The sequence below is a fragment of the Micromonospora pallida genome (genome assembly GCF_900090325.1).
In the GTDB taxonomy this organism is placed as follows: domain Bacteria; phylum Actinomycetota; class Actinomycetes; order Mycobacteriales; family Micromonosporaceae; genus Micromonospora; species Micromonospora pallida.
Map to the genome: position 1 here is coordinate 5,163,817 of NZ_FMHW01000002.1, position 25,140 is coordinate 5,188,956.

At 70.1% G+C, this 25,140-nt stretch carries 22 protein-coding genes and 1 tRNA gene; 16 read left to right on the forward strand and 7 right to left on the reverse strand.

Translation table 11 applies throughout. From position 1 onward, the window contains the following. Positions 1-106: 106 nt before the first annotated feature. Both GA0074692_RS21335 and GA0074692_RS21340 read left to right on the forward strand, forming a co-directional pair. Positions 107-1,348, forward strand: coding sequence for a hypothetical protein (locus GA0074692_RS21335; RefSeq protein WP_091646946.1), 1,242 nt, complete (start codon positions 107-109; stop codon positions 1,346-1,348). Positions 1,349-1,498: 150 nt separating this feature from the next. Next, positions 1,499-2,350 carry an alpha/beta fold hydrolase gene (locus GA0074692_RS21340; protein WP_091646947.1) on the forward strand — a complete coding sequence of 284 codons (852 nt, stop codon included), beginning with the start codon at positions 1,499-1,501 and terminating at the stop codon, positions 2,348-2,350. A 50-nt stretch (positions 2,351-2,400) separates the two neighbouring features. Here GA0074692_RS21340 and metG read toward each other — a convergent pair whose 3' ends face one another. Then, entirely contained in the window at positions 2,401-4,203 is a 1,803-nt protein-coding gene (metG, locus tag GA0074692_RS21345) for a methionine--tRNA ligase (protein WP_091653863.1), read from the reverse strand. Between the two features lie 163 nt (positions 4,204-4,366). On the opposite strand from metG, the gene GA0074692_RS21350 reads away from it, so the two are divergent. From GA0074692_RS21350 to GA0074692_RS35405, 6 genes are all read left to right on the forward strand, one after another. Beyond that, entirely contained in the window at positions 4,367-5,200 is an 834-nt protein-coding gene (locus tag GA0074692_RS21350) for a hypothetical protein (RefSeq protein WP_176738531.1), read from the forward strand. 139 nt (positions 5,201-5,339) lie between these two features. Then, complete coding sequence (locus GA0074692_RS21355) at positions 5,340-7,052, forward strand: dolichyl-phosphate-mannose--protein mannosyltransferase (protein ID WP_091646949.1); 1,713 nt, start codon at positions 5,340-5,342, stop codon at positions 7,050-7,052. A 418-nt stretch (positions 7,053-7,470) separates the two neighbouring features. Further along, positions 7,471-8,124, forward strand: coding sequence for an HNH endonuclease family protein (locus GA0074692_RS21360; protein WP_091646950.1), 654 nt, complete (start codon positions 7,471-7,473; stop codon positions 8,122-8,124). A gap of 147 nt (positions 8,125-8,271) precedes the next feature. Next, complete coding sequence (locus tag GA0074692_RS21365; RefSeq protein WP_091646951.1) at positions 8,272-8,934, forward strand: 4'-phosphopantetheinyl transferase family protein; 663 nt, start codon at positions 8,272-8,274, stop codon at positions 8,932-8,934. Positions 8,935-9,164: 230 nt separating this feature from the next. Continuing rightward, positions 9,165-10,280: a DUF4352 domain-containing protein gene (locus GA0074692_RS21370; protein ID WP_245730403.1), complete on the forward strand. Its 1,116-nt coding sequence runs from the start codon at positions 9,165-9,167 to the stop codon at positions 10,278-10,280. Between the two features lie 210 nt (positions 10,281-10,490). Next, on the forward strand, positions 10,491-11,984 hold the full coding sequence (locus GA0074692_RS35405; RefSeq protein ID WP_218106696.1) for a hypothetical protein: 1,494 nt from the start codon (positions 10,491-10,493) through the stop codon (positions 11,982-11,984). 30 nt (positions 11,985-12,014) lie between these two features. Here the strand turns inward: GA0074692_RS35405 and GA0074692_RS21380 are convergent, their stop codons facing one another. Further along, positions 12,015-12,335: a hypothetical protein gene (locus GA0074692_RS21380; protein WP_091646952.1), complete on the reverse strand. Its 321-nt coding sequence runs from the start codon at positions 12,333-12,335 to the stop codon at positions 12,015-12,017. Between the two features lie 285 nt (positions 12,336-12,620). Here GA0074692_RS21380 and GA0074692_RS36550 point away from each other — a divergent pair, with 285 nt between their 5' ends. Continuing rightward, entirely contained in the window at positions 12,621-13,256 is a 636-nt protein-coding gene (locus GA0074692_RS36550) for a hypothetical protein (protein WP_091646953.1), read from the forward strand. Positions 13,257-13,377: 121 nt separating this feature from the next. Here the strand turns inward: GA0074692_RS36550 and GA0074692_RS21390 are convergent, their stop codons facing one another. Beyond that, the gene (locus GA0074692_RS21390) at positions 13,378-13,770 is read right to left on the reverse strand and encodes a hypothetical protein (protein WP_091646954.1); all 393 of its coding nucleotides are present in this window, start codon (positions 13,768-13,770) and stop codon (positions 13,378-13,380) included. A 70-nt stretch (positions 13,771-13,840) separates the two neighbouring features. Between GA0074692_RS21390 and GA0074692_RS21395 the strand changes: the two genes are divergently transcribed. The 6 genes from GA0074692_RS21395 to GA0074692_RS21420 all read left to right on the forward strand — a co-directional run bounded on the left by GA0074692_RS21395 (position 13,841) and on the right by GA0074692_RS21420 (position 19,219). Beyond that, complete coding sequence (locus GA0074692_RS21395; RefSeq protein WP_245730404.1) at positions 13,841-14,230, forward strand: nuclear transport factor 2 family protein; 390 nt, start codon at positions 13,841-13,843, stop codon at positions 14,228-14,230. A gap of 201 nt (positions 14,231-14,431) precedes the next feature. Continuing rightward, positions 14,432-15,703, forward strand: coding sequence for a S8 family peptidase (locus GA0074692_RS21400; protein WP_091646956.1), 1,272 nt, complete (start codon positions 14,432-14,434; stop codon positions 15,701-15,703). Positions 15,704-15,779: 76 nt separating this feature from the next. After that, positions 15,780-17,024, forward strand: coding sequence for a S8 family peptidase (locus GA0074692_RS21405; protein WP_091646957.1), 1,245 nt, complete (start codon positions 15,780-15,782; stop codon positions 17,022-17,024). A gap of 100 nt (positions 17,025-17,124) precedes the next feature. Beyond that, entirely contained in the window at positions 17,125-17,715 is a 591-nt protein-coding gene (locus GA0074692_RS21410) for a sugar O-acetyltransferase (protein WP_091646958.1), read from the forward strand. A 126-nt stretch (positions 17,716-17,841) separates the two neighbouring features. Beyond that, complete coding sequence (locus GA0074692_RS21415) at positions 17,842-18,153, forward strand: hypothetical protein (RefSeq protein WP_176738532.1); 312 nt, start codon at positions 17,842-17,844, stop codon at positions 18,151-18,153. A gap of 85 nt (positions 18,154-18,238) precedes the next feature. Continuing rightward, on the forward strand, positions 18,239-19,219 hold the full coding sequence (locus tag GA0074692_RS21420) for a hypothetical protein (RefSeq protein ID WP_091646959.1): 981 nt from the start codon (positions 18,239-18,241) through the stop codon (positions 19,217-19,219). A 35-nt stretch (positions 19,220-19,254) separates the two neighbouring features. Here GA0074692_RS21420 and GA0074692_RS21425 read toward each other — a convergent pair whose 3' ends face one another. Further along, on the reverse strand, positions 19,255-19,671 hold the full coding sequence (locus GA0074692_RS21425; protein ID WP_091653871.1) for a cyclic-phosphate processing receiver domain-containing protein: 417 nt from the start codon (positions 19,669-19,671) through the stop codon (positions 19,255-19,257). 791 nt (positions 19,672-20,462) lie between these two features. On the opposite strand from GA0074692_RS21425, the gene GA0074692_RS34140 reads away from it, so the two are divergent. Then, a complete protein-coding gene (locus GA0074692_RS34140) occupies positions 20,463-22,478 on the forward strand; it encodes a hypothetical protein (RefSeq protein WP_141725363.1) in 2,016 nt (671 codons plus the stop codon). Positions 22,479-23,213: 735 nt separating this feature from the next. On the opposite strand, the gene GA0074692_RS21430 is transcribed toward GA0074692_RS34140, so the two are convergent. The 3 genes from GA0074692_RS21430 to GA0074692_RS21440 all read right to left on the reverse strand — a co-directional run bounded on the left by GA0074692_RS21430 (position 23,214) and on the right by GA0074692_RS21440 (position 25,138). Then, positions 23,214-23,287 (reverse strand) — tRNA-Ala (locus tag GA0074692_RS21430). A gap of 192 nt (positions 23,288-23,479) precedes the next feature. Next, the gene (gene sepX, locus GA0074692_RS21435; protein WP_091646960.1) at positions 23,480-24,310 is read right to left on the reverse strand and encodes a divisome protein SepX/GlpR; all 831 of its coding nucleotides are present in this window, start codon (positions 24,308-24,310) and stop codon (positions 23,480-23,482) included. A gap of 186 nt (positions 24,311-24,496) precedes the next feature. Next, on the reverse strand, positions 24,497-25,138 hold the full coding sequence (locus GA0074692_RS21440; protein ID WP_091653873.1) for a GNAT family N-acetyltransferase: 642 nt from the start codon (positions 25,136-25,138) through the stop codon (positions 24,497-24,499). Between the last annotated feature and the right edge of the window lie 2 nt (positions 25,139-25,140).

Genomic DNA, 25,140 nt, shown 5'->3' on the forward strand with positions numbered 1-25,140 from the left:
GCATCACACACCACCCGTGACCGGCGTACCCGACCCGTGACCGGCGTACCCGGCCGGCAATCCATCGTTCATCCGGGCGGTACCCAGGGCGGTTACCGTTCGACCGGTGAGTGCCCCCACCCAGCTCGGCGACGTGACCCCGGCCCGGACCGGGCCGCGCGTGACGTACCAGGGCACGGCGTACCCGGCGGAGGAGATCGCCCGGGGCGCCGCGTACGAGATCTTCAGCGGGGTGGAGCTGCCCGGGTTCGAGTGGGCGCCGCGCCCCGGCGCGCCCCTGCCGTGGCGGCGCTTCGTCCACGCCTCAGAGGTCACCGCCGTGCAGGGCGGGTCGGGGCCGGCGGACGAGGAACCGGACGCGCCGCTGCTGGTGCCGCTGCACCAGGACCGGAGCTGGGCGCAGGTGCAGCGGCTCACCCAACAGCCGTCCGCCGCCGGGGACCCGGTGCTCGCCGCGCTGCGCGCCTCGGCGGTGGTCCGGCGGGGCACCCGGATGGTGAAGGTGCTCTCCGCCCAGCAACTCCTCGGGCACGTACGGGGGCTACTGCCGCACGGCTTCTGTCACCGGGAGCACGACGTGGCGCACCTGCGTACCCCGGCGACGTTGGCGGTGCTGCGCACCGACGGTGGTCCCGAGCAGGACGTGGTGTACGCGCTGCGCTGGCGGGCCGTCGACCCGGCCGACTACGACGCGCCCATCGGTGAGGCGTACCCGGGTCTGGCCGAGCTGGCGGCCGGGGAGCGGGTGGGCGCGGCCGTGCTCGGCACCGGTTTCGCGCCGAGCAGCAGCCAGGTGGTCCCGGAGTTCGTCACCCGCGACTTCGCCGACCTGCCGATGCCGGCGAACGCCACCCTGGTCGCCTACCCGGCCGAGGGGGTCGAGGTGGTGCTCTACGCCTACCAGGCCGAACAGCGGGGCTGGCTGCGGATGGTCGGGCCGCGCTGGCGGCACCTGCTGGCCAACGTGCCGGGCATCTCTCCGGACCAGGAGTACGTGCCGATCGCCGAGCCCGCCAGCTCGACCTGGCTGGTCGGCAGCTACGACGGCAACGAGTACGAGGCGGTGGCCGACCTGCCCGGCGGGTTCCGGGTGCAGGCCCTGACCTGGGCCGCCCGGTACCCGGTGGAGTCGGTCCGGCGGCGGCTGCGGTACACGCGCTGGCGGGACGTGGACTGCGTGGTGCTGCGGGAGGAGACGGGCTGGCTGCGGTTACGGCTGTGCCGGCCGGGCCCGGAGGCGGTGGCCGCCACCGGCGCGCAGTGCCACGAGCGGGGCGTCTACGAGACCTGGGCCCCGGCCACCGACGTCACCGACGACCGGGTCGTCGACCTGCCGTACCCCCGCTGAGCACGACTTCAGCCGCCCGGCGGGCATGACCCCAGCGGCCCGGCGGGCATGACCCCCGGCAGCCCGGCGGCGGCATGACCCCCGGCGGCGCATAACCCCTGGCGGTACGGGAAGACGCCGTTGTCCGACCGTCACGTCTGGGGAGACCGCATGCCCTTCATCACCGTCGGCTCGGAGAACTCCGGGCCCATCGACCTCTACTACGAGGACCATGGCACCGGGCAACCGGTGGTGCTCATCCACGGGTTCCCGTTCAACGGCGCGACCTGGGAGAAGCAGACGATGGCCCTGCTGGACGCCGGGTACCGCGTGATCACGTACGACCGGCGCGGCTTCGGCAACTCCGGTCAGCCCACCTTCGGGTACGACTACGACACGTTCGCCGCCGACCTGAAGATGCTCATGGACCAGCTCGACCTGCGCGACGCGGTGCTGGTGGGGCACTCGATGGGCACCGGCGAGGTGACCCGCTACCTCGGCGCGTACGGGTCGACGCGGGTGAGCCGGGCGGTCCTGCTGGCCCCGCTCGCCCCGTTCCTGCTCAAGACAGCGGACAATCCGGAGGGCGTCGAGCAGAAACTCTTCGACGGGTTCAAGCAGGCGATCATGGCGGACCGGTTCGCCTTCCTGACCAGCTTCTGCGACAACTTCTTCAACTACCAGCAGAACAAGGGACGGCTGGTCAGCGAGGAGGCGTACCGGGCGCACTGGCACATCGGCGCGCAGGCCTCGGCGAAGGGCACCCTGGACTGCGTGGACGCCTGGCTGACCGACTTCCGGGGCGACCTGCCCCGGATCGACGTGCCGGTGCTGATCGTGCAGGGCGACGCGGACGCCGTCCTGCCGTTCCCGGCCACCGGACAGCGCCTCGCGCCAATGTTGCCGAACAGCAAGCTGGTCACCCTGCCCGGCGCGCCGCACGGCACCCCGTGGACCAATGCCGACGAGGTCAACCGGGCGATAATCGAGTTCATCGGCACCCGGGCCATGGCCCACGCCTGAGCCGACCGCCGACCGCCCCCGGGGACCACGGCCCCGGGGGCGTCGGGCGATCAGCCGCCGAGGCGGGCCAGTTCCTCGTCGACGATCGACGGGTCGAGCTTCCGGAAGACCGGCTTCGGCGCGGCCAGCGGCCGGCCCACCTCCAGCGGTACGGAAGCCCAGCGCGCGCCGACCGTGTAGTCGCCGGTCAGCACCGGGTACGCCGGCCCGCCGTCGAGGTCCTCGACCTCGACGATCGACGGCATCGGCGCGTGCACGCCGGTGCCGCCGAGCAGCTCGTGCACCTGCTGCGCCGAGTGCGGCAGGAACGGGGTGAGCAGCGTGTTCGCGTCGCTGACCACCTGGAGGGCGACGTGCAGGATGGTGCCCATCCGGGGCTTGTCGTCCTCCCCCTTGAGCTTCCACGGGGCCTGCTCGGAGAGGTACCGGTTGGCCTCGGCGACCACCTTCATCGCCTCGCCGATGGCCTGCTTCTGCCGGTGCCGCGCGATCAGGTCACCGACCGTGTCGAAACCGGCCCGGGCCACCGCGAGCAGCGCCTTGTCGGCCTCGGTCAGGCCGGCCGGGTCGACCGGCGGGATCGCGCCGAAGTTCTTCGCCGCCATCGAGATCGACCGGTTGACCAGGTTGCCCCAGCCGGCGACCAGCTCGTCGTTGTTCCGGCGGAGGAACTCGGACCAGGTGAAGTCGGTGTCGTTGCTCTCCGGCCCGGCCACCGCGATGAAGTAGCGCAGCGCGTCCGCGTCGTACCGTTCGAGGAAGTCCCTGACGTAGATCACCACCCGGCGGGACGAGGAGAACTTCCGTCCCTCCATGGTCAGGAACTCGCTGGAGACGACCTCGGTGGGCAGGTTCAGCCGGCCGTACCGGCCGGGTTCGCCGTCCCGCGCGCCCTCGCCGGAGTAGCCGGAGAGCAGCGCCGGCCAGATCACCGAGTGGAAGACGATGTTGTCCTTGCCCATGAAGTAGTACGCACGCGCGTCCTTCCCTTGGGCGTCGGTGGACCACCACTTCCGCCACGCCTCGGGGTCGCCGGAGCGGCGGGCCCACTCGATGGAGGCGGAGAGGTAGCCGATGACCGCGTCGAACCAGACGTAGATGCGCTTGTCGGCGCGGTCCCGCCAGCCGTCGAGGGGGATCGGCACGCCCCACTCCAGGTCCCGGGTGATGGCCCGGGGCTGGAGGTCGTCGAGGAGGTTCCGGGAGAACCGCAGCACGTTGGGCCGCCAGCCCTCGCGGGTGTCCAGCCAGCGGGCCAGCACGTCGGCCAGGGCGGGCAGGTCGAGGAAGAAGTGCTCGGTCTCGACGAACTGCGGCGTCTCGCCGTTGATCTTCGACTTCGGGTTGATCAGGTCGATCGGGTCGAGCTGGTTGCCGCAGTTGTCGCACTGGTCGCCCCGGGCGCTGTCGTACCCGCAGATCGGGCAGTTGCCCTCGATGTACCGGTCGGGCAGCGTACGGCCGGTGGAGGGGGAGATCGCACCCATGGTGACCTTCGGGACGATGTACCCGTTGCGGTGCATCCCCTCGAAGAGTTCCTGCACCACGCCGTAATGGTTGCGGGTGGTGGTCCGGGTGAAGAGGTCGTACGACAGCCCGAGGCCGTGCAGGTCCTCGACGATGACCCGGTTGTACCGGTCGGCGAGTTCACGGGGGGTGACGCCCTCCGCGTCGGCCTGCACCTGGATCGGCGTGCCGTGCTCGTCGGTGCCGGAGACCATGAGCACGTCGTGGCCGGCCATCCGCATGTACCGGGCGAAGACGTCGGAGGGGACGCCGAAACCGGAAACGTGGCCGATGTGGCGTGGGCCGTTGGCGTACGGCCAGGCTACCGCCGCGAGAACGTGACTCATGACCAGCAAGCCTAGTGACCGCCGGGAACCGGTAGCCAACCAATAGGCCGTACCGGCTGGTCGGGCCGGACAGGTCCGCTTCCCGACGACCCGCCACATCCCGCCCGATTTGTCGCCGACACGCACTCTGAGCTGCTCGTTCACCCCGCCAACTCGGTGTCCAATGAACACCGTGACTGGCAGAGGAGCCGCCCGCGACCACGAGCAGGCCCCCGCTCGACCGCAACCCCCGTCCCCCGGCCCGCCCGAACCCCGTCGCGTCGAGGTCGAACCCACCACGGGTGCGCCGGTCGGCGTGGTACCGCAGCGGGTGCCGGTCCGGCAGTACTCCGACGGCCAGCGCCCGGACCTGCCGGGCGCCGGCGGCGACGCCGGCGAGTTCTGGCTGCCGATCGAGGAGGTGCACTGGGACGGCACCCCGATCCGGGCCGGGCAGCCGTCCGACGACGCGCACGCCAGGTCGGCCCGGGCCCGCGCCCGCCGACGGCCGAGGCCCCGGGTGGTCCGGCAACGGGATCCCCTCCCCGGGTTGGCGGGACTGCTGGGACTCAGCCTGCTGGTGGCCTTCTTCGCCTGGGTGAGTGCGGAACCGTTCTGGCTGGCCGTCGGGCACGGCACGACCGGCACGGTGGTCGGTGACTGCACGGGCAGCGGCCTGACCCAGCGGTGTCGGGGCAGTTTCACCGCCGGCGCCGACCGGTTCGTCGCGCACGGCGTACGGGTCACCGGCCTCACCGCCGACCAGCGAATTTCGGCGGAGCCGGTGCCGGCCCGGATGACCGGGCCGGCGGGCCGGACGGCGTACGCGGACCGCGGCGGCACCCTGCACCTGCGCTGGCTGCTCGGCTTCGGCCTGGTGGGTGCGTGCGCGGCGGGGATCGTCCGGGTCACCGGCACGGCGGGACTGCCCGGCCGGCGGGCCCGTCGCTGGGCGGTCGCGACGGCGGTCGGCGGGCCGGCGCTGGTCACCCTGGGCTTCCTGGTCACGGCATTCTGAACCGGCCGTCCGGCACCAGCAGAATAGGCAGTCGGTGCCCGGCGCCTCACCCTCGGCAACCGGAGATCACCTATCGACAGGTTTCGTCGTGACGGAAACCTGGCCTCCAGCGGGCAGCCGGGCGGCCTACGATTTCGTGGTGACCCAGGCGTCGACAGCGCACAGCGCGAGCGCAGACCAGCCGGAGCGCGGACCGGTGGAGCGGACCGACGAGTCCGCCGGGCAGTCCGGGGCTGTCCCGCCGGGCGAGAGCGGGGGCGGTCGGTTGCCGGACGTCGTCCGGCGTCGCCTGGCCACCGTCGACGACCGGCTGGACCGGCGGTCCTGGCTGGCCACGGCGGTGGTGGTGGCGATCGCCGCGATCCTGCGCCTGGTGGGACTCGGCGACATCAAGGGCAAGATCTTCGACGAGATCTACTACGCCCGGGACGGCTGGGGCCTGATCGAGCACGGCGTCGAGTGGAACTTCAAGGACAACGCCGTGTCGTACGTGGTCCACCCGCCGCTGGGCAAGTGGATGATCGGGCTCGGCGAGTGGGCCTTCGGCTACCAGGACACCGAGCACCAGATCTCGGTTCCGGGCCACCTGCTGACCACCACCCCCGAGTTCGGCTGGCGGATCTCCGCCGCCGTCGTCGGCACGCTCTCCGTCCTGCTGCTGGTCCGGATCGGCCGGCGGATGTTCCGCTCCACCGCGCTCGGCTGCGCCGCCGGCCTGCTGCTCGCCCTGGACGGCTTCCACCTGGTGCTCTCCCGCACCGCCCTGCTCGACATCTTCCTGCTCTTCTTCGTCCTCGCCGCGTTCGGCGCGCTGGTGCTGGACCGGGACGCCCAACGGCGGCGGTGGGCCGCGGCGCTCGACGCCGGCCTGGACGTGTCCCGCCCCGGCGGCCGGGCCCGGCCGCCGTTCGCCGTCGCCTGGTGGCGGCTGGCCGCCGGGGTGCTGCTGGGTTGCGCGGTCGGCGTGAAGTGGAGCGCGCTGTACTTCGTACCCGTCTTCGCGCTGATGGTGGTCCTCTGGGAGGTCGGGGTCCGCCGGTCGGCGGGGGTCCGTCGCCCGTGGCGGGCCGCCCTGGTGGACGAGTCGCCCTGGCTGGTGCTCGCCGGAATGGCGATGTTCCTCGCCTACCTCGCCACCTGGACGGGCTGGTTCCTCTCCGACGACGGGTACTACCGCCTTGCCGAGCGCTACCCGGGCACCGAGGGGCTGAGCGACACCCCGGTCCTCGGCGCGTTGCAGAACCTGTACACGTACCACCGGGCGGCGTTCGACTTCCATACCGGCCTGAGCACCCCGCACAAGTACCAGTCCTGGCCGTGGCAGTGGCTGCTGCTCGGTCGTCCGGTCGCGTTCCACTGGTCCGGCGAGGGCAACTGCGGCGCGCCGAGCTGCGCCAGCGAGATCCTGCTGCTCGGCACCCCGCTGCTCTGGTGGTCGTTCCTACCGGCGCTGGTCGCGGTGGTCTGGCTGGGCATCGCCCGGCGGGACTGGCGGGCCGGGGCGATCCTGCTCGCGGTGGCGGGCGGCCTGCTGCCGTGGTTCTGGTTCGCCCTGGACGGCCGGGTGATGTTCAACTTCTACGCCGCGCCGGCCCTGCCGTTCCTGGTGTTGGCGGTGGTCTACGTGCTCGGCGCGATCGTCTCGCCGGCCGGGGAGCAGGCGCCGGCTCCGCCCGGGTCGGCCACCGCGCAGGCGGCGTACGACCGGCGGCTGTTCGGCGGGGTGATCGCGGGGGCGTACGTGCTGCTCGTGGCGATCTGCTTCGCCTACTTCCACCCGATCTTCGTGGGCACCCTGCTCCCCTACGCCGACTGGTCGGCGCGGATGTGGCTGGACGGACGCTGGATCTGACCGCTTCCCGCCGAGCCGGCGGCGGGGTCTTCGGGGGGCGGACGACGCCTGCGGAAGCCTCGCCGACCGGCACGGTGGCGAGGGCACGCAAAGACGCGCCCCGATCGCCTGCCACGGGGGAAGCGGGCGATTGGGGCGCGCAAGAGGAAGCTTAACCACCCCTGGTTCGCCGACACAACGGGTGTGCCAGAGTCAGATTTCCGACCGACGCCGCGCCGGACAAATGGTTCACATCCGGCAGACAGCGGCAAGGGGGTCCACCATGGACACTCGACTCCGGCCGCCGCCTGATCGATGCGCCCCTATCGACATTTAGGCAAGATATCGATAATTTTCTCTGTCAGTTCACGCGGACGAGGAGCCCTGGGCACCTCTGGCACGTCGAATGACGGCAATACCGTGATCGGATGGAGATGTCATGAACCGTACCTCTCGCTGGGTCGGCGGCCTGCTCGCCGCCGTCACCACCGCCACCCTCGGCTTCACCGCCCCCGCGCAGGCGGCCACCGTCTCGGTGCCACTGCGCACCCTCGTCGCCAACCTGCCCGTCGCCACCGAGAACCGCACCGGCTACTCGCGGGACCTCTTCCCGCACTGGATCGACGCCGACGGCGACAGCTGCAACACCCGGTACGAGGTGCTGATCGCCGAGGCCACCACCAAGCCGTCGGTCGGCTCGGGGTGCACCCTCTCCGGCGGCCGGTGGTACTCCTACTACGACGGGGCGTACTGGACCAACCCCGCCGACCTGGACATCGACCACATGGTGGCGCTCGCCGAGGCGTGGGACTCCGGTGCCCGGAGCTGGACCACCTCCCGCCGGCAGTCCTACGCCAACGACCTGGGCGACGCCCGCTCGCTGGTCGCCGTGACCGACAACGTCAACCAGTCCAAGGGCGACCAGGACCCGACGACGTGGATGCCGAGCCTCGACCGGTGCCGGTACGTCGCCGAGTGGGCCGCTGTGAAGACCCGCTGGCGGCTGACCGTCGACAGCGCCGAGAAGAGCGCCCTCACCAGCCACGCCAACTCCTGTTCGAACATCACCATCACGGTGACCCACGCGTTCTGACCCACCCGGCCGGTGCCGGCGGACGACCCGCCGGCACCGGCCTCGGGTACCTTCCGCAGCATGGCGACCGTGGCCCGGGTCGCCGCCAGTACCGTGGGACCGACTCGACGCCGGCCCGGCTGCGGTCGTACCTGAAGGGGGAGCGTGATGCGTGACCTGCTGCCACCGTCGGTCGCCGTGGTCGTGGCGGGGCCGGCGGACTTCACCGGTGAGCTGCTCGACGCCGAGCGGGCCTGCCTCGGCGAACGCGCCGTGGAGAGCCGGCGGCGCGACTTCACCGCCGGCCGGGTGTGCGCCCGGCGGGCCATCGCCGCCCTCGGGTTCGATCCGGTGCCGGTGCCGTCGGCCGCCGACCGGTCCCCAGTCTGGCCGGCGGGCGTGGTCGGCACCATCACCCACACGAGGGGCTACTGCGCCGCCGCCACGGCCCGCGCCGACGAGATCCGGTCGGTCGGCATGGACGCCGAACAGCACAAGATCCTTGACGCCGGGGTACGTCGGCTGGTCCTCCTGCCGGAGGAGGTGGAACGCTGCGAACGGCTGCCGGCCGGCGTCTCCTGGCCCGCGCTGGTCTTCAGCGCGAAGGAAAGCGTCTACAAGGTCTGGCACCCGGTGGTCGGCACCTGGCTCGACTTCCGGGACGCGCTGGTCGAGTTCGACCCGGACTCCGGTTCGTGGACCGCCCGGATCGCCCCGGACAAGGTCGAGGCGGCCCGGGAGAAGGTCAGCGACCCACCCCGCCTGATCACCGGACGGTTCGCCGTGGACACTGGTCTGGTGCGCACCGCCGCGGTCCTGCCGCACCACTGACCGGTTCGCGAGCCCCGACACCCCGCACTCGACGCCGGTTCCCGGGCATGTGCCGGTCGAGGTGCGTCCGGCCCGGGCCACCACCCTGGGCCTGCCGGCCGGGTCGGTCAGACCGCATGATCGACCCGTTCAGCCGACGACCACCGGGGTGACGCACGGCAGGATGGGTCGGTGCGTCGGCGCCCCGGTGAGAGCGCGCCGAGCCCTGACCCTCTGCATCCGGGAGCACCGTGAGTCACCCCCCAGGCCCGCCGCAGGATCCCTTCCAGCCGGACCCTGATCCCTACGCGTACTCCGATCCGCAGTACTACCCGGATCCCACGGCGGCGCCGCCGCTGTACCCGTCCGACCCGCCGGCGTATCCGCCGGGCGTCGGCTCGCCGTACCAGTCGTACCCGCCGGAGCAGAGCACGCCGCCGTACCCGACCAGCGGGGCACCCGGCGCGGGCTACCCGCCGGTCTCCGGCGCCCCCGGCTATCCGCCACCCAGCTCGGGCGGCCCCGGCTACCCGCCGCCCGTCTCCGGTGCGCCCGGCTACCCGCCGCCGACATCGGGAGCGCCCGGCTATCCCGGGGCGCCCGGTCACCCGGCCGCCGGCGTGCCCTACCCGCCGGGCCCGACCCCGATGGCGTCGTACCCGGCCGGGCCGCCCGGGCCGTACCCCGGCCTGCCCCTGCCGCCGTCGAAGTCCTCCGGCGGTGGCGGTGGTAAGACCGCGCTGATCGGCGTCGCCGTCGTGGTCGTCCTCGTCCTGCTCTGCTGCGTCGGGAGCATCTTCGTCGTGCTGGCCAGCGACGACGGGGGCACCCAGGGCACCGGCATCGGCCAGGCGCCCACCCCGGGGAGCCAGGGCGCACCGCTGGTCCGGCCGACCGACGCCCAGCCGTTCGGCGCGACCGAACCGACGACCGCCGCCCCGGAACCGACCGGCAGCGAACAGGACGGCGAGACCTTCAACATGAAGGCCGGCGACACGCTGGTGATCACCGACGACGAGGGCACCGTCGAGATCACGATCGACCGGTTCACCACCTCGAACAAGGGCTGCCGGTCCTTCGCGCCCGACCCCGACGAGGGGATGTACCTGATCGCCGACGTGACCGTGCGGGTCACCAAGGGCACCGCCTCGGTCAACCCGTTCTACTTCGAGTGGGTGGGCCAGGACGGCAAGACCGCCAACGGGCTCGTCGGCGCGCTCTCCGGCTGCGGCAGCCCGCTCGCCTCGGGGGTGGACCTCCGCAGCGGCAGCAAGCGCACCGGCACCGTCGTCTTCGACGTGGCCGACAAGAAGGGCGTCGTCGAGTACCAGCACAACTTCGAGGCCGCCGGCTCCTGGAAGCCCTGACGGCCGTACCCGACCGGGGCCGGTCCGCACCAGCGGACCGGCCCTTGTGTTGCCGGACCGCAGCAGGGGTTGCGGTTCGCCGGGACGCAGTCGAGCATGGGTGGCACACTCCGGCTGTCGAACGTGTTCGCGGCGGCCGAGCTATCGGAACGTCTCGCCGTTACCGGACTTTTCCTCGTCGAGATGACGGCGGACAGGGAAGGTACCGCTGTGGACGCAGCACAGGCGATCTCGTTGGTGGTGGACCGGATTCGCTCCCGAGGGCTGGACTACCCCACGGAAGGGCTGGAGGCGGATCGCTTCGAGACCGGTTGGAGCGTGTACGCGCCGGTGGACGTCGACGAGAGCGATCCGATGGCGTTCCTGGACATGCCGGTGGGGCGTTCGGTGTTCATGGTCGGTGACTCCGGGCGGATCGAGGAGGTGTCGTCCTCGATTCCCCCACAGCAGGCCCTGGAGCAGTTCACTGCGCGGGAACGCGCCAGCGGGCACCCCCCTGGTGAATCCGATGAGGCAGAGTTCATGGCCGAGTTCGCCCGGGAGTTCAACCGGCTCACGGCGGACGGCCCACCGGGTATCAGCGGATTCACCGTCGTCGACGACCGGGCCGAGGAGGCCAGGATCGCGGCGGAGGCGTCGCGGCTGATCGAGCCGATCGTGCAGCAGTTGGCCCTGCTCGGGCCGCCCGGCTGGGAGCGGTTCTCGGCCGAGTTCGCCTTCACCACCTCCGCGGAGATCGCGCACCTGTCGTTCCGGTCCGGTCCCTGGGCGGTACCGGTACCGGTGCCCGAGTCGATCGGCGAGCTGGTTCGGCGCCAGCGGCACGTCGCGGCGCAGATGCCGGCCGGGCCGTGGTGGCGGCTCCTGCTGGCGGTCACCAACCGTGGCGAGACGAGCGTGAACTACGACTACGGCGACGAGCCCTTCCCGGACGGCCAGCTGATGCGGCCCGAGCACTACCGCAACGATCTGGCGACCTATCCCCGCCCGCAGGTACCGGTGTGGCTCGCCGGGTACGTCGCCGGGCCCGCCGCACAGGGCCGCGACCCGCAGCGGGCGGCGGCCGACGCAGCCGGCGACACCGCAGCCGGTCGCCGGGCCGTCGCCGCCGACGACCTTCCTTCCCTCCGTGACCTGTGGGCGCATTGGGCCGTGCTCTCGGCGGCGTACGCCGGCGTCAGATCGGACTGGGGGCCACGGGTCTTCCCGGGGCACGGCTGGTACGAGAGCGACCGCCGCAGCGGATCCACGCTCTTCCTGCTTCCCGGTGGACGCGCGGTGCTCTCCGGCGGACGGTGGAACTCCCCGCTGCTCGACGCGGCGTACAACGGTGGTGCGCCGCTGCCCGACCTCTACACCGGGGCGCCGGCCTGGATCACCGACAGCGTCCTCAACACCCGCAACCGCAACGGCCTGGTGACCTTCTGCTGGTGGTGGGTCGATGGCCGCTGGTACCGGGGCACCACCGACACCTCGGCCGAACTCGACGCCGCCCTCCCGGCCATCTGGACGCCGGACGACACCGCCCGCGCCATGGTCGGCCAGACGGGCCCCGGGACGGCGGGCCCGTGCGGGACGCTGCTGACCGCGGCCGCCAACGGCCACGCCACGACCGCCCACGTGGCCGCCCTGTTCGCCCACCGGCCCGACGCCGACGTCGGCGCCGCCGTCAACCAACTCAGCCTGGCCGGGCTGCTGACCTGAGCCGAGCGCGCCCGTGCTGCCGGCCGCCGGTCAACCGCAACAGAACGGATCGTCGCAGGGCCGGCCCACCTCACTGCCGTAGGCCACAAGGTGCTGCACGGGTGTCACGACCGCCTCGGCGACGCCGCTGTCCAGTGCGGGCGCGGAGGCGGTCGGTCGCTCCCAGGCCGGGGGCGGGTCGTCGAGGTCGAGGCGGCTGTGGCCGTCGACGAAGAGCGTCCAGTGCGCGTGGTCGGGGAAGCTGTTGAGCCGGAGCACCCACCACTGACCGTCGACCAGGGCGGCGAACGGGAAACGGTGGTGGCCCGTACGCCGCCACCGCGGGCGCGCGTCCAGCTCGGGGCGTGACATGCTCTCGGCCTCCTCGCCAGGAGCGGAAGCGTCCGTACGGCGGCCCACCTGCGGTTCCTGAGGCTCTGGGAGTGCGGGCTCAGGTCGGCGGAGCGCCCATCGTACCGCTTCGGTCAGCAGTACCGCCCCGGCCCGGCCCGCCGTCCGTCACCCACACGGCTGGTAATTAATTCGCAAAACCTGCCAAAGCGGTCTTTCGGCAGAAAACGCCTCAAAACCAGCCATAGCCCTCGGTAGCGTCGCCGGTGCATCCACGCCCGAACGCCCACAGGCCCAGGAGACACCATGCGACACAAGCTCATCCGCTCCCTCACGTTGGGAGTGGTCGCCGCCGGGCTGCTGCTCTCCGCCGGAGCACCCGCGGCCGCCCAGACGACGATCGACATCGACCCGGGCAACGTGCCCACCACCGCCGCCCAGTACACCCAGAACTGCGACCCGAACCTCGGTGGCGGCCCCTACCCCGACCAGGACGTCTGGGTGTTCAACCTGCCCGGCGAGCCGGCCGTCAGCGGGGTCTTCGAATCGGTCACGGCCACCTTCACCACCCCGGACGGGTCGCTGACGGTCACCATCCCGGACGACGGCGGCGAGATCGTCAACGGCATGGGGACCAGCAAGGCGTGGATCCGGCTGCCGGCCGGCTACACACTGGTGGACGCGACCGCCGACATCTCCGGCCTCGCCGACTTCTTCGTCCTCACCCACACCTGCGCGGCCATGCAGCCCACACCCACGGCCACTCCGACCAGGCAGCCGACCCCGACGTTCACCCCGACCGGCCAACCGACGCCCACCACGACGCACCTGCCGGTCACCGGCACGTCGTCCACGTCGACGCTGGTGCCACTGCTCGCCCTCGGACTCGGGGCCATCGTCACGGGCGGCGCCCTGCTCAGCCTCCGTCGTCGCCGTAGCTGACCGATCCCGACCTCGGCATGCCCGGCGACGACCTGTCGCCGGGCATCTGCCCCGCCGGTGACCGGCGATGCCTCGGCGCGTCTTGCCGGAGTTGCTCAGGCCGGGGAACGGCTCGTGGTGCTCAGGCCGAGGAACGGCTCGTGGTGCTCCGGCCGATCAGCGCCACCAATGCCGTGCCGGCGGCCGACCCGAGCGCCACCAGGACCGCGCCGACCAACCAGAGGTCCGCGTCGGGGCTGGTGACGGCGGCGACGACGAAGGCCAGGGTGAGCCCGGCCGGGATCCCCACCAGCGCCGGGACCACCTGGTGCTGCCGGCCCGCCACGAACGCCATCGCGGCCACCACCAGGCCCAGGCCGACGACCTGCCACGCCTCGTACGGGCCGGTCTCGGCACCGGTCACCGGGTCCACGTCCTTCTTCCGGTCCCAACCGAGAAAGGCCAGGTACGCCACGGTGGCGGCGACGCCGAGCGCCACCGCCCAGAGCACCGGCTGGCGCGACTTCCCGTCCATGCGATCCACCCCTGCCGATCTTTGATCGAAAAACATGAGAGTACGGCGTCGCGGCACAAGGAGCCCAGCAGTGATCGACGAGTCCAGTGTGACCGCCTGGATCCGCCGTTACGAACGCGCATGGCGGACCGCGGGCACCGACCAACTCGACGGGCTGTTCACCACCGACGCGACGTACCAGATGGCACCGTTCGAGGAGCCGGATCGCGGTCTCGCCGCACTCCGCATCCGTTGGGACGCCGAACGCACCAGCCCCGACGAGGAATTCACGATGGACTTCGACCTCGTCGCGGTCGACCCGCCACGGGCGGTGGTACGGCTCGAGGTGCGGTACGGCGAGCCGAGCCGGCAGCACTTCCGCGACCTGTGGATCCTCGACTTCGCCTCGGACGGCCGGTGCCGGTCCTTCGAGGAGTGGCCGTTCAGCGCCCCGCCCCCGGTGCCGCACCAGGCACCGTGACGGTCCGTACCCGGGCCGGCCGTACGAGGCGCGAACCGACGTTCTGATACATCGAAGCAGCATCTCTGTCACCCGATGGAAAATGACGCCCGACGATGCGTTGGACGCTTTTCGAGCCGGCCTCGTTCTGTAGATCCTGGAAACCATCCGAGGCCGTCCACCCGGGTGTCGGAGTGGCCTGAGCAGAAGAGAGATGTGCAGATGCGCTTTCCCCGTAGGACGACCCCCGCCCGGCCTCGTCGACATGGCCTGGCAGCCGTGGCGGCCCTCGCCACCACCCTGGTCGCCGCCGTTCTCGCCACACCGGCAACCGCCGTCCCGAACGCCGACCGGACGTCGGGCGCCACCGGAGCGATCCTGGGGGCCGACGGACCGACCGCGGTCCCTGGCAGCTTCATCGTCGTCCTCGACGACAGCGCGGTCGGCGGCCGGGCCGGCACCCGGCAGGCCACGGTGTCCCGGCTGGCCACCGAGGTGACCAGCCGCTTCGGCGTACGGCCGGACCAGGTGTGGGGCGACGCTCTCAACGGCTTCTCGGTACGGACCTCCGAGGCGGTCGCCCGCCGGATCGCCGCCCACCCGGCGGTGGCTTACGTCGAGCGTGACCAGACCGTCCAGACGGCGACCACCACGCAACTGAACGCACCCTGGAACCTGGACCGGCTCGACGCCCCACTCGGGCTCGACACCACCTACAACTACACCAGCGAGGGCTACCCCGCGCGGGCGTACGTCATCGACACCGGCATCCGCATCACCCACCAGGAGTTCGGCGGCCAGGCGTCCTACGGGTACGACGCGACCGACGGCATGTTGCCGGCCGACGACTGCACCGGCCACGGCACGCACGCGGCCGCCACCATCGGCGGGACGACGTACGGGGTGGCCAAGGACGTGGCCCTGATCGCGGTCAAGGTCTTCGGCTGCGGGGCCACCAGCACCATCTCGATCGTGATCAGCGGCATCAACTGGGTGATCGCCCACCACGTGGCCGGCGGTCCGCCCGCCGTCGCGAACATCGGGTTGACCAGCAGCCCGGTCGCCGCCCTGAACACGGCGGTGGCGAACCTCGTGTCGGACGGCGTCACGGTGACGGTGCCGGCGGGCAACTCGAACACCAATGCCTGCAACGTCTCGCCGGCCTCGGTGCCGACCGCTCTCACCGTCGGCGCGACCCAGTCGAACGACGCCCGGGCGCCCTTCTCCAACTGGGGCGCCTGCCTGGACATCTTCGCCCCCGGCGTGAACATCCTGTCGGCCATCCACACGTCGAACACCGCCACCACGCTGTGGAGCGGAACGTCCCACGCCTCGCCGCACGTGGCCGGGATGGCCGCCCGGGTGCTCAGCAACAACCCGACGTGGACCCCCGCCCAGGTGGCCAGCTACCTGACCAGCGTCGCCAACCCGGTCGTGGTCAACCCGGGCACCGGCTCTCCCAACCGTCTGCTGTACCTGTCGCCGCTGCTCTGAATCGACCGGTCCGACGAGAGCCCACGAGGTCGCCCGCCGAGCGGTGGTGGCGACCCGAGCAGAAGGAGGCCAGGGCATGGATGCCCCACACAGCCCCGCCCGTCCCCGCCGTCGTGCCCTGAACGGCGTGACGGCCCTCGTGGTCGGCACGCTGGTCGCCGCCGGCCTGACCACCCCGGCAGGCGCCAACTCCGACCACACGCCGAGCCCGGTCGGCCAGATCCTTGGTGCCGGCGGTCCGACCGTCGTCCCGGAGAGCTACATCGTCGTGCTCAGGGACAGCGCGGTCGGCGGCCGGGCCGGCACCCGGCAGGATGCCGTCACCCGGCTGGCCACCGAGGTGACCAGCCGCTTCGGCGTACGGCCGGACCAGGTGTGGGGCGACGCCCTCAACGGCTTCTCGATCCGCACCTCCGAAGCCGTCGCCCGCCGGATCGCCGCCCACCCCGCCGTCGCCCATGTGGAAGCCAACCAGACCGTCCAGCCGACCAGCACCACGCTCAGCGTGCCGTGGAACCTGGACCGGCTCGACGATCCGCTCGGACTCGACGGCAGCTACGACTACCAGAGTCAGGGCACCGGTGTCCCGGTGTATGTCATCGACTCCGGGATCCTCCTCACCCACCAGGAGTTCGGCGGCCAGGCCTACTTCGGCTACAACTACGGTGGCGCAGCGGTCTGCGGCCCCCACGGCACGCACCTCGCCGGCACGATCGGCGGGACGACGTACGGGGTGGCCAAGGACGCCACCCTGATCTCGGTGAAGGTGCTGGACTGCGGCACGTCGAGCACCTGGGCGGGCGTGATCAGCGGGGTCAACTGGGTGACCGGCCACCACCAGGCCGGGACCCCCGCCGTGGCGAACCTCGCGCTGACCGGCAGCCTGAACACCGCAGCCAACATGGCGGTGACGAACATGATCGCCGACGGCGTCACGACGGCGGTGGCGGCGGGCAACTCCAACCTGAACGCCTGCAACTACTCGCCGTCCAGCGTGCCGACCGCCATCACCGTCGGCGCCACCCAGCAGAACGACACCCGGGCCAGCTTCTCCAACTACGGCGCCTGCCTGGACATCTTCGCCCCCGGCATATCCATCACCTCTGCCTCGGACACCTCGAACATCGCCACCACGGCCATCAGCGGCACCTCCCAGGCGTCGGCACACGTGGCCGGTATGGCGGCGAGGGTGCTGAGCAACAACCCCACCTGGACGCCCGCCCAGGTGGCCAGCTACCTGAACAGCGGCAGCAACCCGGTGGTCGGCAATCCGGGCACCGGTACGCCCAACCGGCTCCTCCACATGTCACCCCTGCTCTGACCAGAACCGCGTCGCCCCCGGCTCTGGGCAGAACCGCCCGAGCGCGTCAGGTTTCCCGACGACCTGACGCGCTCGGTCGGCGTGGTGGGAAGATCATGCGGTGACGCTTGACGTGCAGCGGGAGCACATCCTCTCGGGTCGGATGTACAACGACCTCACCGATGAGCTGCTGCAAGCCCGGCGGCGGGCCGTGCTGCTGACCACCGAGTACAACGAGAGCTTCGGGCAGCCGCAGGAGCAGCGCGAGGCAATCCTGCGGCGCCTGCTGCGGTCGGTCGGGAGCGAGTGCCACTTCGAGCCGACGTTCCGCTGCGAGTTCGGCTTCAACATCAGCGTCGGCGACCACTTCTACGCCAACTTCGACTGCGTGATGCTGGACGGTGGTGGTATCACCATCGGGAGCCACGTCCTCTTCGGCCCGCGCGTCGGCATCTACACCTCGAACCACGCCGTCGACGCCGCCGAACGGGCAGCCGGCGCATGTTACGCCAAGCCGGTCACGATCGGCGATCATGTCTGGATCGGCGGCGGTGTCACCATCAACCAGGGCGTGACCATCGGCGACAGCACGATCATCGGTTCGGGGAGCGTGGTCACCCGCTCGATCCCGTCCGGTGTGATCGCGGTCGGATCGCCGGCCCGGGTGCTGCGCGAGATCACCGATGCCGACAAGACGGGTTACCAGCCCTGATCCAGGTCAACCAGCCGGTGGGAGCGGGCCGTGGCGATGCTCTCCTCCGTACTGCCCTACACCCTCGAGACCGGCGACGCAGGCTGAGGCCCAACCCCCAGTTGCGGCGACCGCTACCGTCAACCTGTGTCGATCAGTGATGAGGAACTGGCAGCCATTCGCCGACGACCGGCGTACCGGGCGGCACTCTGGCTCGGACGCTTGGCGGTCGTAACGGGCTTCGCGCCGCTTGTCATCGCCGCGGCCGATGACGATGTCAGCCTGGCGGATGCGGTCTTCGCCTGCTTCTTTCCATACATGTCCATGTTGGTCGGTGTGGGAGTACTGCTCTGGCGGGCTGGGGTTCCATTCGAACGACACGGTTGGTCGGTGGGCACGGTTGCCGAGCCCGAACTCAACCGGGCAATAACCTCGGACTTTTTCTTCCGACGGCACTGACCTCGTGCACGGTCGGCGGGAGAAGGACAGCGTCGCCTCGTTGAGGTGGGGTTCGGCGGCACCCTTGCGGCAGCGATGGTTGCCCGTGCTCGCGGTCGCGTTCGGCGCGCCCGTCAGCGCCGAGTTCCTCCAGGCGTATCTGCCGTCCACCGGCGACGTACCGATGTTGCTGGTGTCGCTGCTCATCCTGGCACCGCTCTACGGGGGCGCCGCCCTGCTCATCCGGGAGGTCGCGGTCCGGCGTGGGCTGGGCTGGACCGGGGTGCTGCTGCTGGCCGCCGCGTTCGGCGTCGCCATGCCGGGCCTGGTGGACCTGTCGCTCTTCGTCGAACATCGCGACGACGTCGCCTACTGGGACGAACTGCGCCAGGGCACGCTCGTCGCCGAACTGGGCATCGCCGTCTTTCCGACCACGTCCTGGGTCGCCGGTCATGTCTTCATGAGCGTCAGCGCACCGCTCGCGGTCCTCGACACGCTCGCGCCCCGACACCGGGGCCGTCCACTGCTCGGTCCCGTCGGCATCGTGGTGACCGCGGCGCTGTGCGTCCTCGCGGCGCTGCTCATCCGCAACGACACGGTCCGCCTGTACGGCCAGCCCGGACCCACCCGAAACCTCGTCGTGCTCACGGCGGTGGTCATGCTCGTGGCCCTGGCCCTGACCCGCGTCGGACGGCCGGTCGACACCGGTAGCAGGCGACCAGTGCCGATCTGGAGTCTCACGCTCATCGGCGCGGTCGGCATGTTCAGCATCGACATGCTGCCAGCGACCTGGATCGGTGTCACGGTGTTGGCGGTCCTTCTGGTCGCAGCGGCCATCCTCCTCCGGTGGTGCAGCCGCGTCACCGCCTGGTCATCGAAGCAGGTCGGGGCGCTGGCCGCCGGTGCGACGGTCGGTCGTACGCTCATCGGCTTCCTCGCCCCGCCACCCGACGGGGTGAGTCTCGCCGGAAAGCTCAGCCAGAACGCGCTGCTACTCGCCGCCGTGCTCGGCCTCGCCTGGCTGGTCACGCACCACAGACCCGCCCTCACAGACAGCCCACCAACCGCCCTGCGGCCGACTCGATAGCAACTGCGGCGAGGGAGGACGCGACGTGGAGCGGGTCACCCTCGGCCGAGCGCAGACGGTCGACTGACCTGGTAACCGACATGCGGTGATCCAGTGGCCGAACGGACGTGGTAACCCCAGCGTCGCAATGCCTGCATGATCTTGGCAGCGCCGGCAGGGTTCGCCGAGTGGACATACACCACGCTGATGTCGAACGGCTGTTCCTCGAACGCCGCTTGCTCCAACACCTCGACGACCGGCCAGATCGTGTCGTCCCCGCCGAGGTCGTGATCCAGCCACAACTCGTCCAACCGCTGTCCGCGATGCTGCTCCAGCACCTCGATGCCCGCCGAACTCGTGCGCGCCACCTGCGCCACCCGACCATCGACGAACGAGCGCAGGTCGTCGACCAGCACAATTCGCGGCGGCTCCTTAGTAACCACCCCGCCATCGTTCACGTAGCCAACCAACATCGCCACCGCTATCAGGCATCAAACGATCCCGGCACGGCCTCAAGCCGCCGGCGGACTGCCGGCCACTCGGCATCGGTCACGTACGGCGTCGCAGTTACGGTGGTAGGGCGAGATCGGCTGGGGCGCAGCCATGGTCGGCCTTGGCTTAGGTACAGCGGTCGTCGACGTTGAGACACCGCTGGGTGTGACGCTGGTGGCTCGGTTGTAGGCAAAAGGCCGCTGGAGAGGGTGACGTACTCGGCGCGGGACTTACTGCCCAACGCCCAAAGCGGGGATACCTATCGTCGAACCGCGGCCCTAGGCTTACCCAGGTGACGGATTCCCATGTGGACAGTAGATCATCCGTAGAACCCACGGAGCACGCTCCTCCTAGGCATTGGTCAGCTCCTGAACAGCAGCTTTGGTCCTCCTTCCGCCGAGGCCAAGAGCTCAACCTAAACGGGGTCAACCCCGCAACCACCAACGTGGCCGGTTCTAACCACTGGGGTCCAGATAAGACAATTCGGGCAGAGGTTCTGGCGAGCCTCCTTATCCACAGTCCTCCAAGGGAACCGGGTCGACCTAACCGGCTGATCCTGTCCGGAGCGCGGATCTCTGGCCTACTGGACCTCGGCTGCAGCAAGATTGCTCCTTTCTCTCTGAAAAATTGCCTTTTCGAAGAAGAACCGCTCTTGAATGACGCAGCCGCAGAATTCGTAGGTTTTACAAGTTGTCTACTCCCCGGACTCTCCGCCGCGCGCATGACATGCAGCGGTCCTGTCTGGGTTACGCGCTGCAGGATCGCCGGGGGTGTGTGCCTAGAGGACACAAATGTTGCCGGCGATGTGATATTCCGAGAAACCAGCTTTGAGACCCCCTCTCGACAATTCTCGATTGACCTCGGTGGCGCCCGCATTACAAGCGACTTGGATCTAGATCAATTAGTCGCCAACCAGGCCATCCACCTTCACAACGCCTCCATCTCTGGTGACATTACCTTTACGGGCGCCAACCTGGACTGCCCTGGAGCGTGGGCCATTTCCGGGAGCCAGGTGAACGTTGGGGGTTCCATCTTCTTCACGAAGAATTTCCGCTGCCATGGAGCAGTCAATCTGGAGGGAGCGAAGGTCGACGGAAAGGTAATCCTGACTGGCGCGCAAATCGTGCGCCCGGACGACATTGCACTAGTTCTAGATCACACCTTGGTTAGGCTAGGCGCACAGGCAGACCGCGCGAGGTTCGAGGGAACAGTACGCCTACACCACGCCCACATCGGCTGCCAGATCTCATTCTCGGGCGCTCAGATAATTAGATGCGCCGACAAGAAGGCGCTTTCAGCCGATCACCTCATCGTAGAGGGTTCGGTGACACTGAATAAAGGCTTCCGCTCAGAGGGGCTAGTGCATATGCACGGCGCCAAGATTGAATGCAATTTACTACTGGATGAAGCACGAATATTGACAGATAAAGGGCCGGCCTTGACGCTGGATGGCGCTTCAATTGGCGGGATGCTAGATGCCGATAATTGCGATTTCCAGGGCTACCTTGACCTTGAGGGTGCGACGATTACGGGGCCCGTCAGCCTTAAGGCAGCGAAGCTTGCCACAAACAGCTCCTTGGCCCTTGATGTTCGTCGTGCCGATTTACGGGGAGGAATTTTTGCGACAACAGGCTTTAGCGCACAGGGACTGGTCTCCCTAGCCGATGCGAAGGTCGCCGTAGGCGTAGATTTCAGTGACGCAAGGATTACTAATCCCAGAAAGAAAGCCCTGAGTTCGGCCGGACTCGCACTCATCGGCAACTTCGTATGCAGCCGAATCGAAGTCGACGGCCTTGTAGATCTAGCCGCCGCCGTCATTGAAGGCGATGTGAATTTCGCAGATGCCACCCTGACTGGAGTCCCCTTGGAAGAGGCGTCGAGGGGAACCGAAGTTGACCCGTTCCGCGGAGGTGACTGGCGGGGGGCCTCGCTCCGAGCCACTGCTAGTAAGGTTAGCGGGGACGTCAACCTGCGCGGTGCACGCTTCACTCAATCTCTGGTGCTTGATTCTGCATCCATACAGCGGGCAGTCTACCTTGATTCAAGTCGACTTGAGGGTGAGGAATCCGGCGCTTTAGCCGCGCGCTCTTTGCGTGCTGCGATGCTAAGTCTAAAACTGAAGACGCGGCCAACAGGCGCCGTACTACTGGCCTCGGCCACTATTGGAACGCTCGTTGACGACGCCAACTCTTGGCCCGAAGAAGGTCCGATTTCACTCGATGGGCTCCGCTACGATTTAATCGACACCGATCTAACCATAGAGGATCGCCTTCGAATTCTTCGGCATGCAACATCGACCTACACCCCCCATCCGTACGAGCAATTAGCATCACAGCTTTCGTCCTCAGGTCAGGACGAGGACGCAAGAAAAGTACGGCTTGCCGCCATCCGGCGCTCCTACGAAGCATCACGTCCCCTGATTCGGGCTTGGGGTAGCATACAGGATGCCGTTGTCGGCTATGGCTACGCACCTTTCCGGGCGCTATTCATATCCCTCCTCCTCCTTGCAGGTTCAGTCTCATGGTTCACATTCACCCCTCTCGCTTGCGACAACCCCGGAAAGGAAGGTCTTCCACTCTGTCCGATTAAAGACAATGAACACCCAACATGGGACGCCTGGCTCTACTCAGCAGACCTTCTTATCCCGCTCGTGAACCTCGGACACGAGAATTCGTGGGACCCGACAGGCGCTTCTAAGGTGATTACCTCAGTCCTAATAGTCGGCGGATGGATCCTTACGACAACAATTGTCGCGGCGGCAGGACGCTCTTTGCGAGGCCGCCCATAACCGTAAGGAAGCGTCACACGCCCAACCCGAATCTCCAACATTCGGCGGGCTTGTCGCACAGCAGATGACGCTCCCGCCATCCCTGTCTGCCGTCGACCCGCACTCCTGTAGAGCGGGCCGCCCGCCCGGCCCGCCACGTCAAGACGGCCTTGACGGCTCGTACGGACGCTGGCGGGTCGGGCGGTGGTCTGCTCGGCTCGCCCCGGGTCGACGGCGGGCGGGATGGCTCCCCACCGCAACCACCCCCGCACCGCGACCCGCCGACGGAGCCCCGGCCGTCCTAGAGCCGGAGCGCCCGACGGAGGCGCAGTAACCGCAACCCCGCCACCCACCCAGCAGCCGCCGACGGACCCGGCGTGCGCTCGCCTACGCCGCGCGGACTGCTGGCCGCGCGGCCCGGCCGGCTGCCGGCCCATCACCCCACCGGGAAACGGCCTGTCGTCATGCGGCGGCCCTCCGGGCTCCCCGCTGTTGGCGAGCCCACCGAGACGCAGAGATTCGTACAGGACCGAGTCACCCTCGTCTACCGTATCGGCGCTGCCGACCCCTTACGAGCTGGGTCGCACGGTTCGCCAAGAGCAGGGGCTCATCTACCTCACGGTTCACCCGACGCCGCTGCCGGATTAGCCCGTGCTCCCCTCCGTCGCCCCTGTTCGGCAACTGCTGCTGTACTCCGCTGCTGCACAAGATCGAAAAAGGCCGTCCCCGACAAACGGGAACGGCCTTTGAACTGGGTGGAGCTGAGGGGATTTGAACCCCTGACCCCCTCGATGCGAACGAGGTGCGCTACCGGTCTGCGCCACAGCCCCTCCGTCGGCGAACCGACTTCGGTCCCACCCGGCGTGCACCGGGCGGGCCGGCGACAAGGCTAACAGGTTCCCCGCCCCGAGAGCGAATCGCCCCGCCCCTCCCCGACGGGACCGCGGTGGGACACGGCCCCCAGCGGGGCCGAAAGCCACCACGATCAACAGCGGCGGCCAGCGGTGGCGGGGAGCAAGCCCTCAGCGGCGGGACTGGTAGGGGCGGCCACGCAGGCCGCCGGTGCGGCGGTAGGAGACCGAGCCGCCCCCGCTGGCCGCCGCCGGCAGGTCGTCGGGGCGGTCCAGGCCCATCGCGGTACGCCGTACCGCCTCGCGCTGGGCCGCCAGGCGGCGCTGCTGCTCCCGGCGGGCCGCCGCACGGCGGGCCTGTTCCCGGCGGACCTCGGCCTGCCGGGCGGCCAGCCAGGCCGCCTCCCGGGCCCGCGCCCGCCGCCGACGACGCTCGGCCACCGCCCGGGCCCGCAGGTGGAAGACGTACGCGACGAGCAGGGTGCCGGTGACCGAGACGCTGATCCAGAATCCGGGGCCGGCGACGACCACGCCGATCAGCTCGACGAAGTTGAGCAGCAGCAGCGCGGCCAGTACCCGGCGACGGCGGTAGACCACCGGGGCGTGCTGCCGGCGCGGCGGCCGGCGGCGGGCGCGTCCGGAGGCCGGGGGCACGGCGCGCAGTCGGCCGGAGCGGCGGCCGGAGCCGCTGCCCGGGGAGCCGGACCGGCCCGTCGAACCCGGCGCGGGGCCGGAGGCGGAACCAGCGGCGGACGGGTCGGCAGCAGGCCGGGGTACGGCGGTGCCGTCCGGACCGAGCGTGACCACCAGGGAGCGGGACGGGTTCACCGGGCGGCGTCCGGGCACAGTACGACGCCGTCGGCGGCGCTGGAGCACCCGCGCCGTCGACTGCGCCCGCTCCGCCACCAGCCGCTCGGTGGCGTCGTACCGGCGGACGAGCGCCGGGGCGAGAGCCAGCAGGCCGGCGGCGGCGAGGACGGCGAGGAGCACCGAGGTCGGCACCCTCACCCCTCCCGTCACCGAAGTTCGGGCACTCGCGCGCCGGCCGCAGGATCGCCGACCGGACACCGCCCGTTCCGCCGATCTTGCGGCCACCGCGGCGCTTGCCACAGCTTGCAGTTACCTGAGGTTACGGGCGACCGACCAGGAAGATTGTGCGCCGCGCCGGATTGTCGACGGTGGGACAGCTCATCCGGCGTCGGCACGCAGCCGATGCCAGCGGGCCAGCAGACCGCCCTCGGCGGCCACCTCCTCGTGGGTCATCGCGTACCCGATGTGGTCCCGCCACGCGCCGTCGATGTGCATGTACCGCTGGTGGTACGACTCCTCGCGGAAGCCGAGCTTCTCCACCACCCGCCGGGACGGCCGGTTCTCCGGCCGGATGTTCACCTCGACCCGGTGCAGCCCGCCGGGGCCGAAGGCGTGGTCGACGGCGAGCGCCAGCGCGGTGGGGATCACCCCGCGTCCGGCCACCCGGCTGTCCACCCAGTAGCCGACGTACCCGGAGCAGAACGCCCGCCGCACGATGTTGCCGACGTTCAGGTGCCCGACCAGCCGTTCGCGCCCGTCCTCGTGCAGGCAGACCGCGAACGGCATGCCCTCGCCGAGCCGGGCGGACCGACGCTGGTCACGGTGGACGTAGCGGAACGCGGTGGGCGAGTTCATCTCGTTCCAGCGGCCGGGTACCGAGGACTCCCAGGGGGCCAGCCAGTCCCGGTTCGCCCGGCGCACCTCCGACCAGGCCGCCGCGTCGGAGCGGCGGTACGGCCGCAGCGCCACCGGGCCGTCGGAGAGGACGGCCGGCCAGCCGGGGGCGCTGCCGGACAACATCC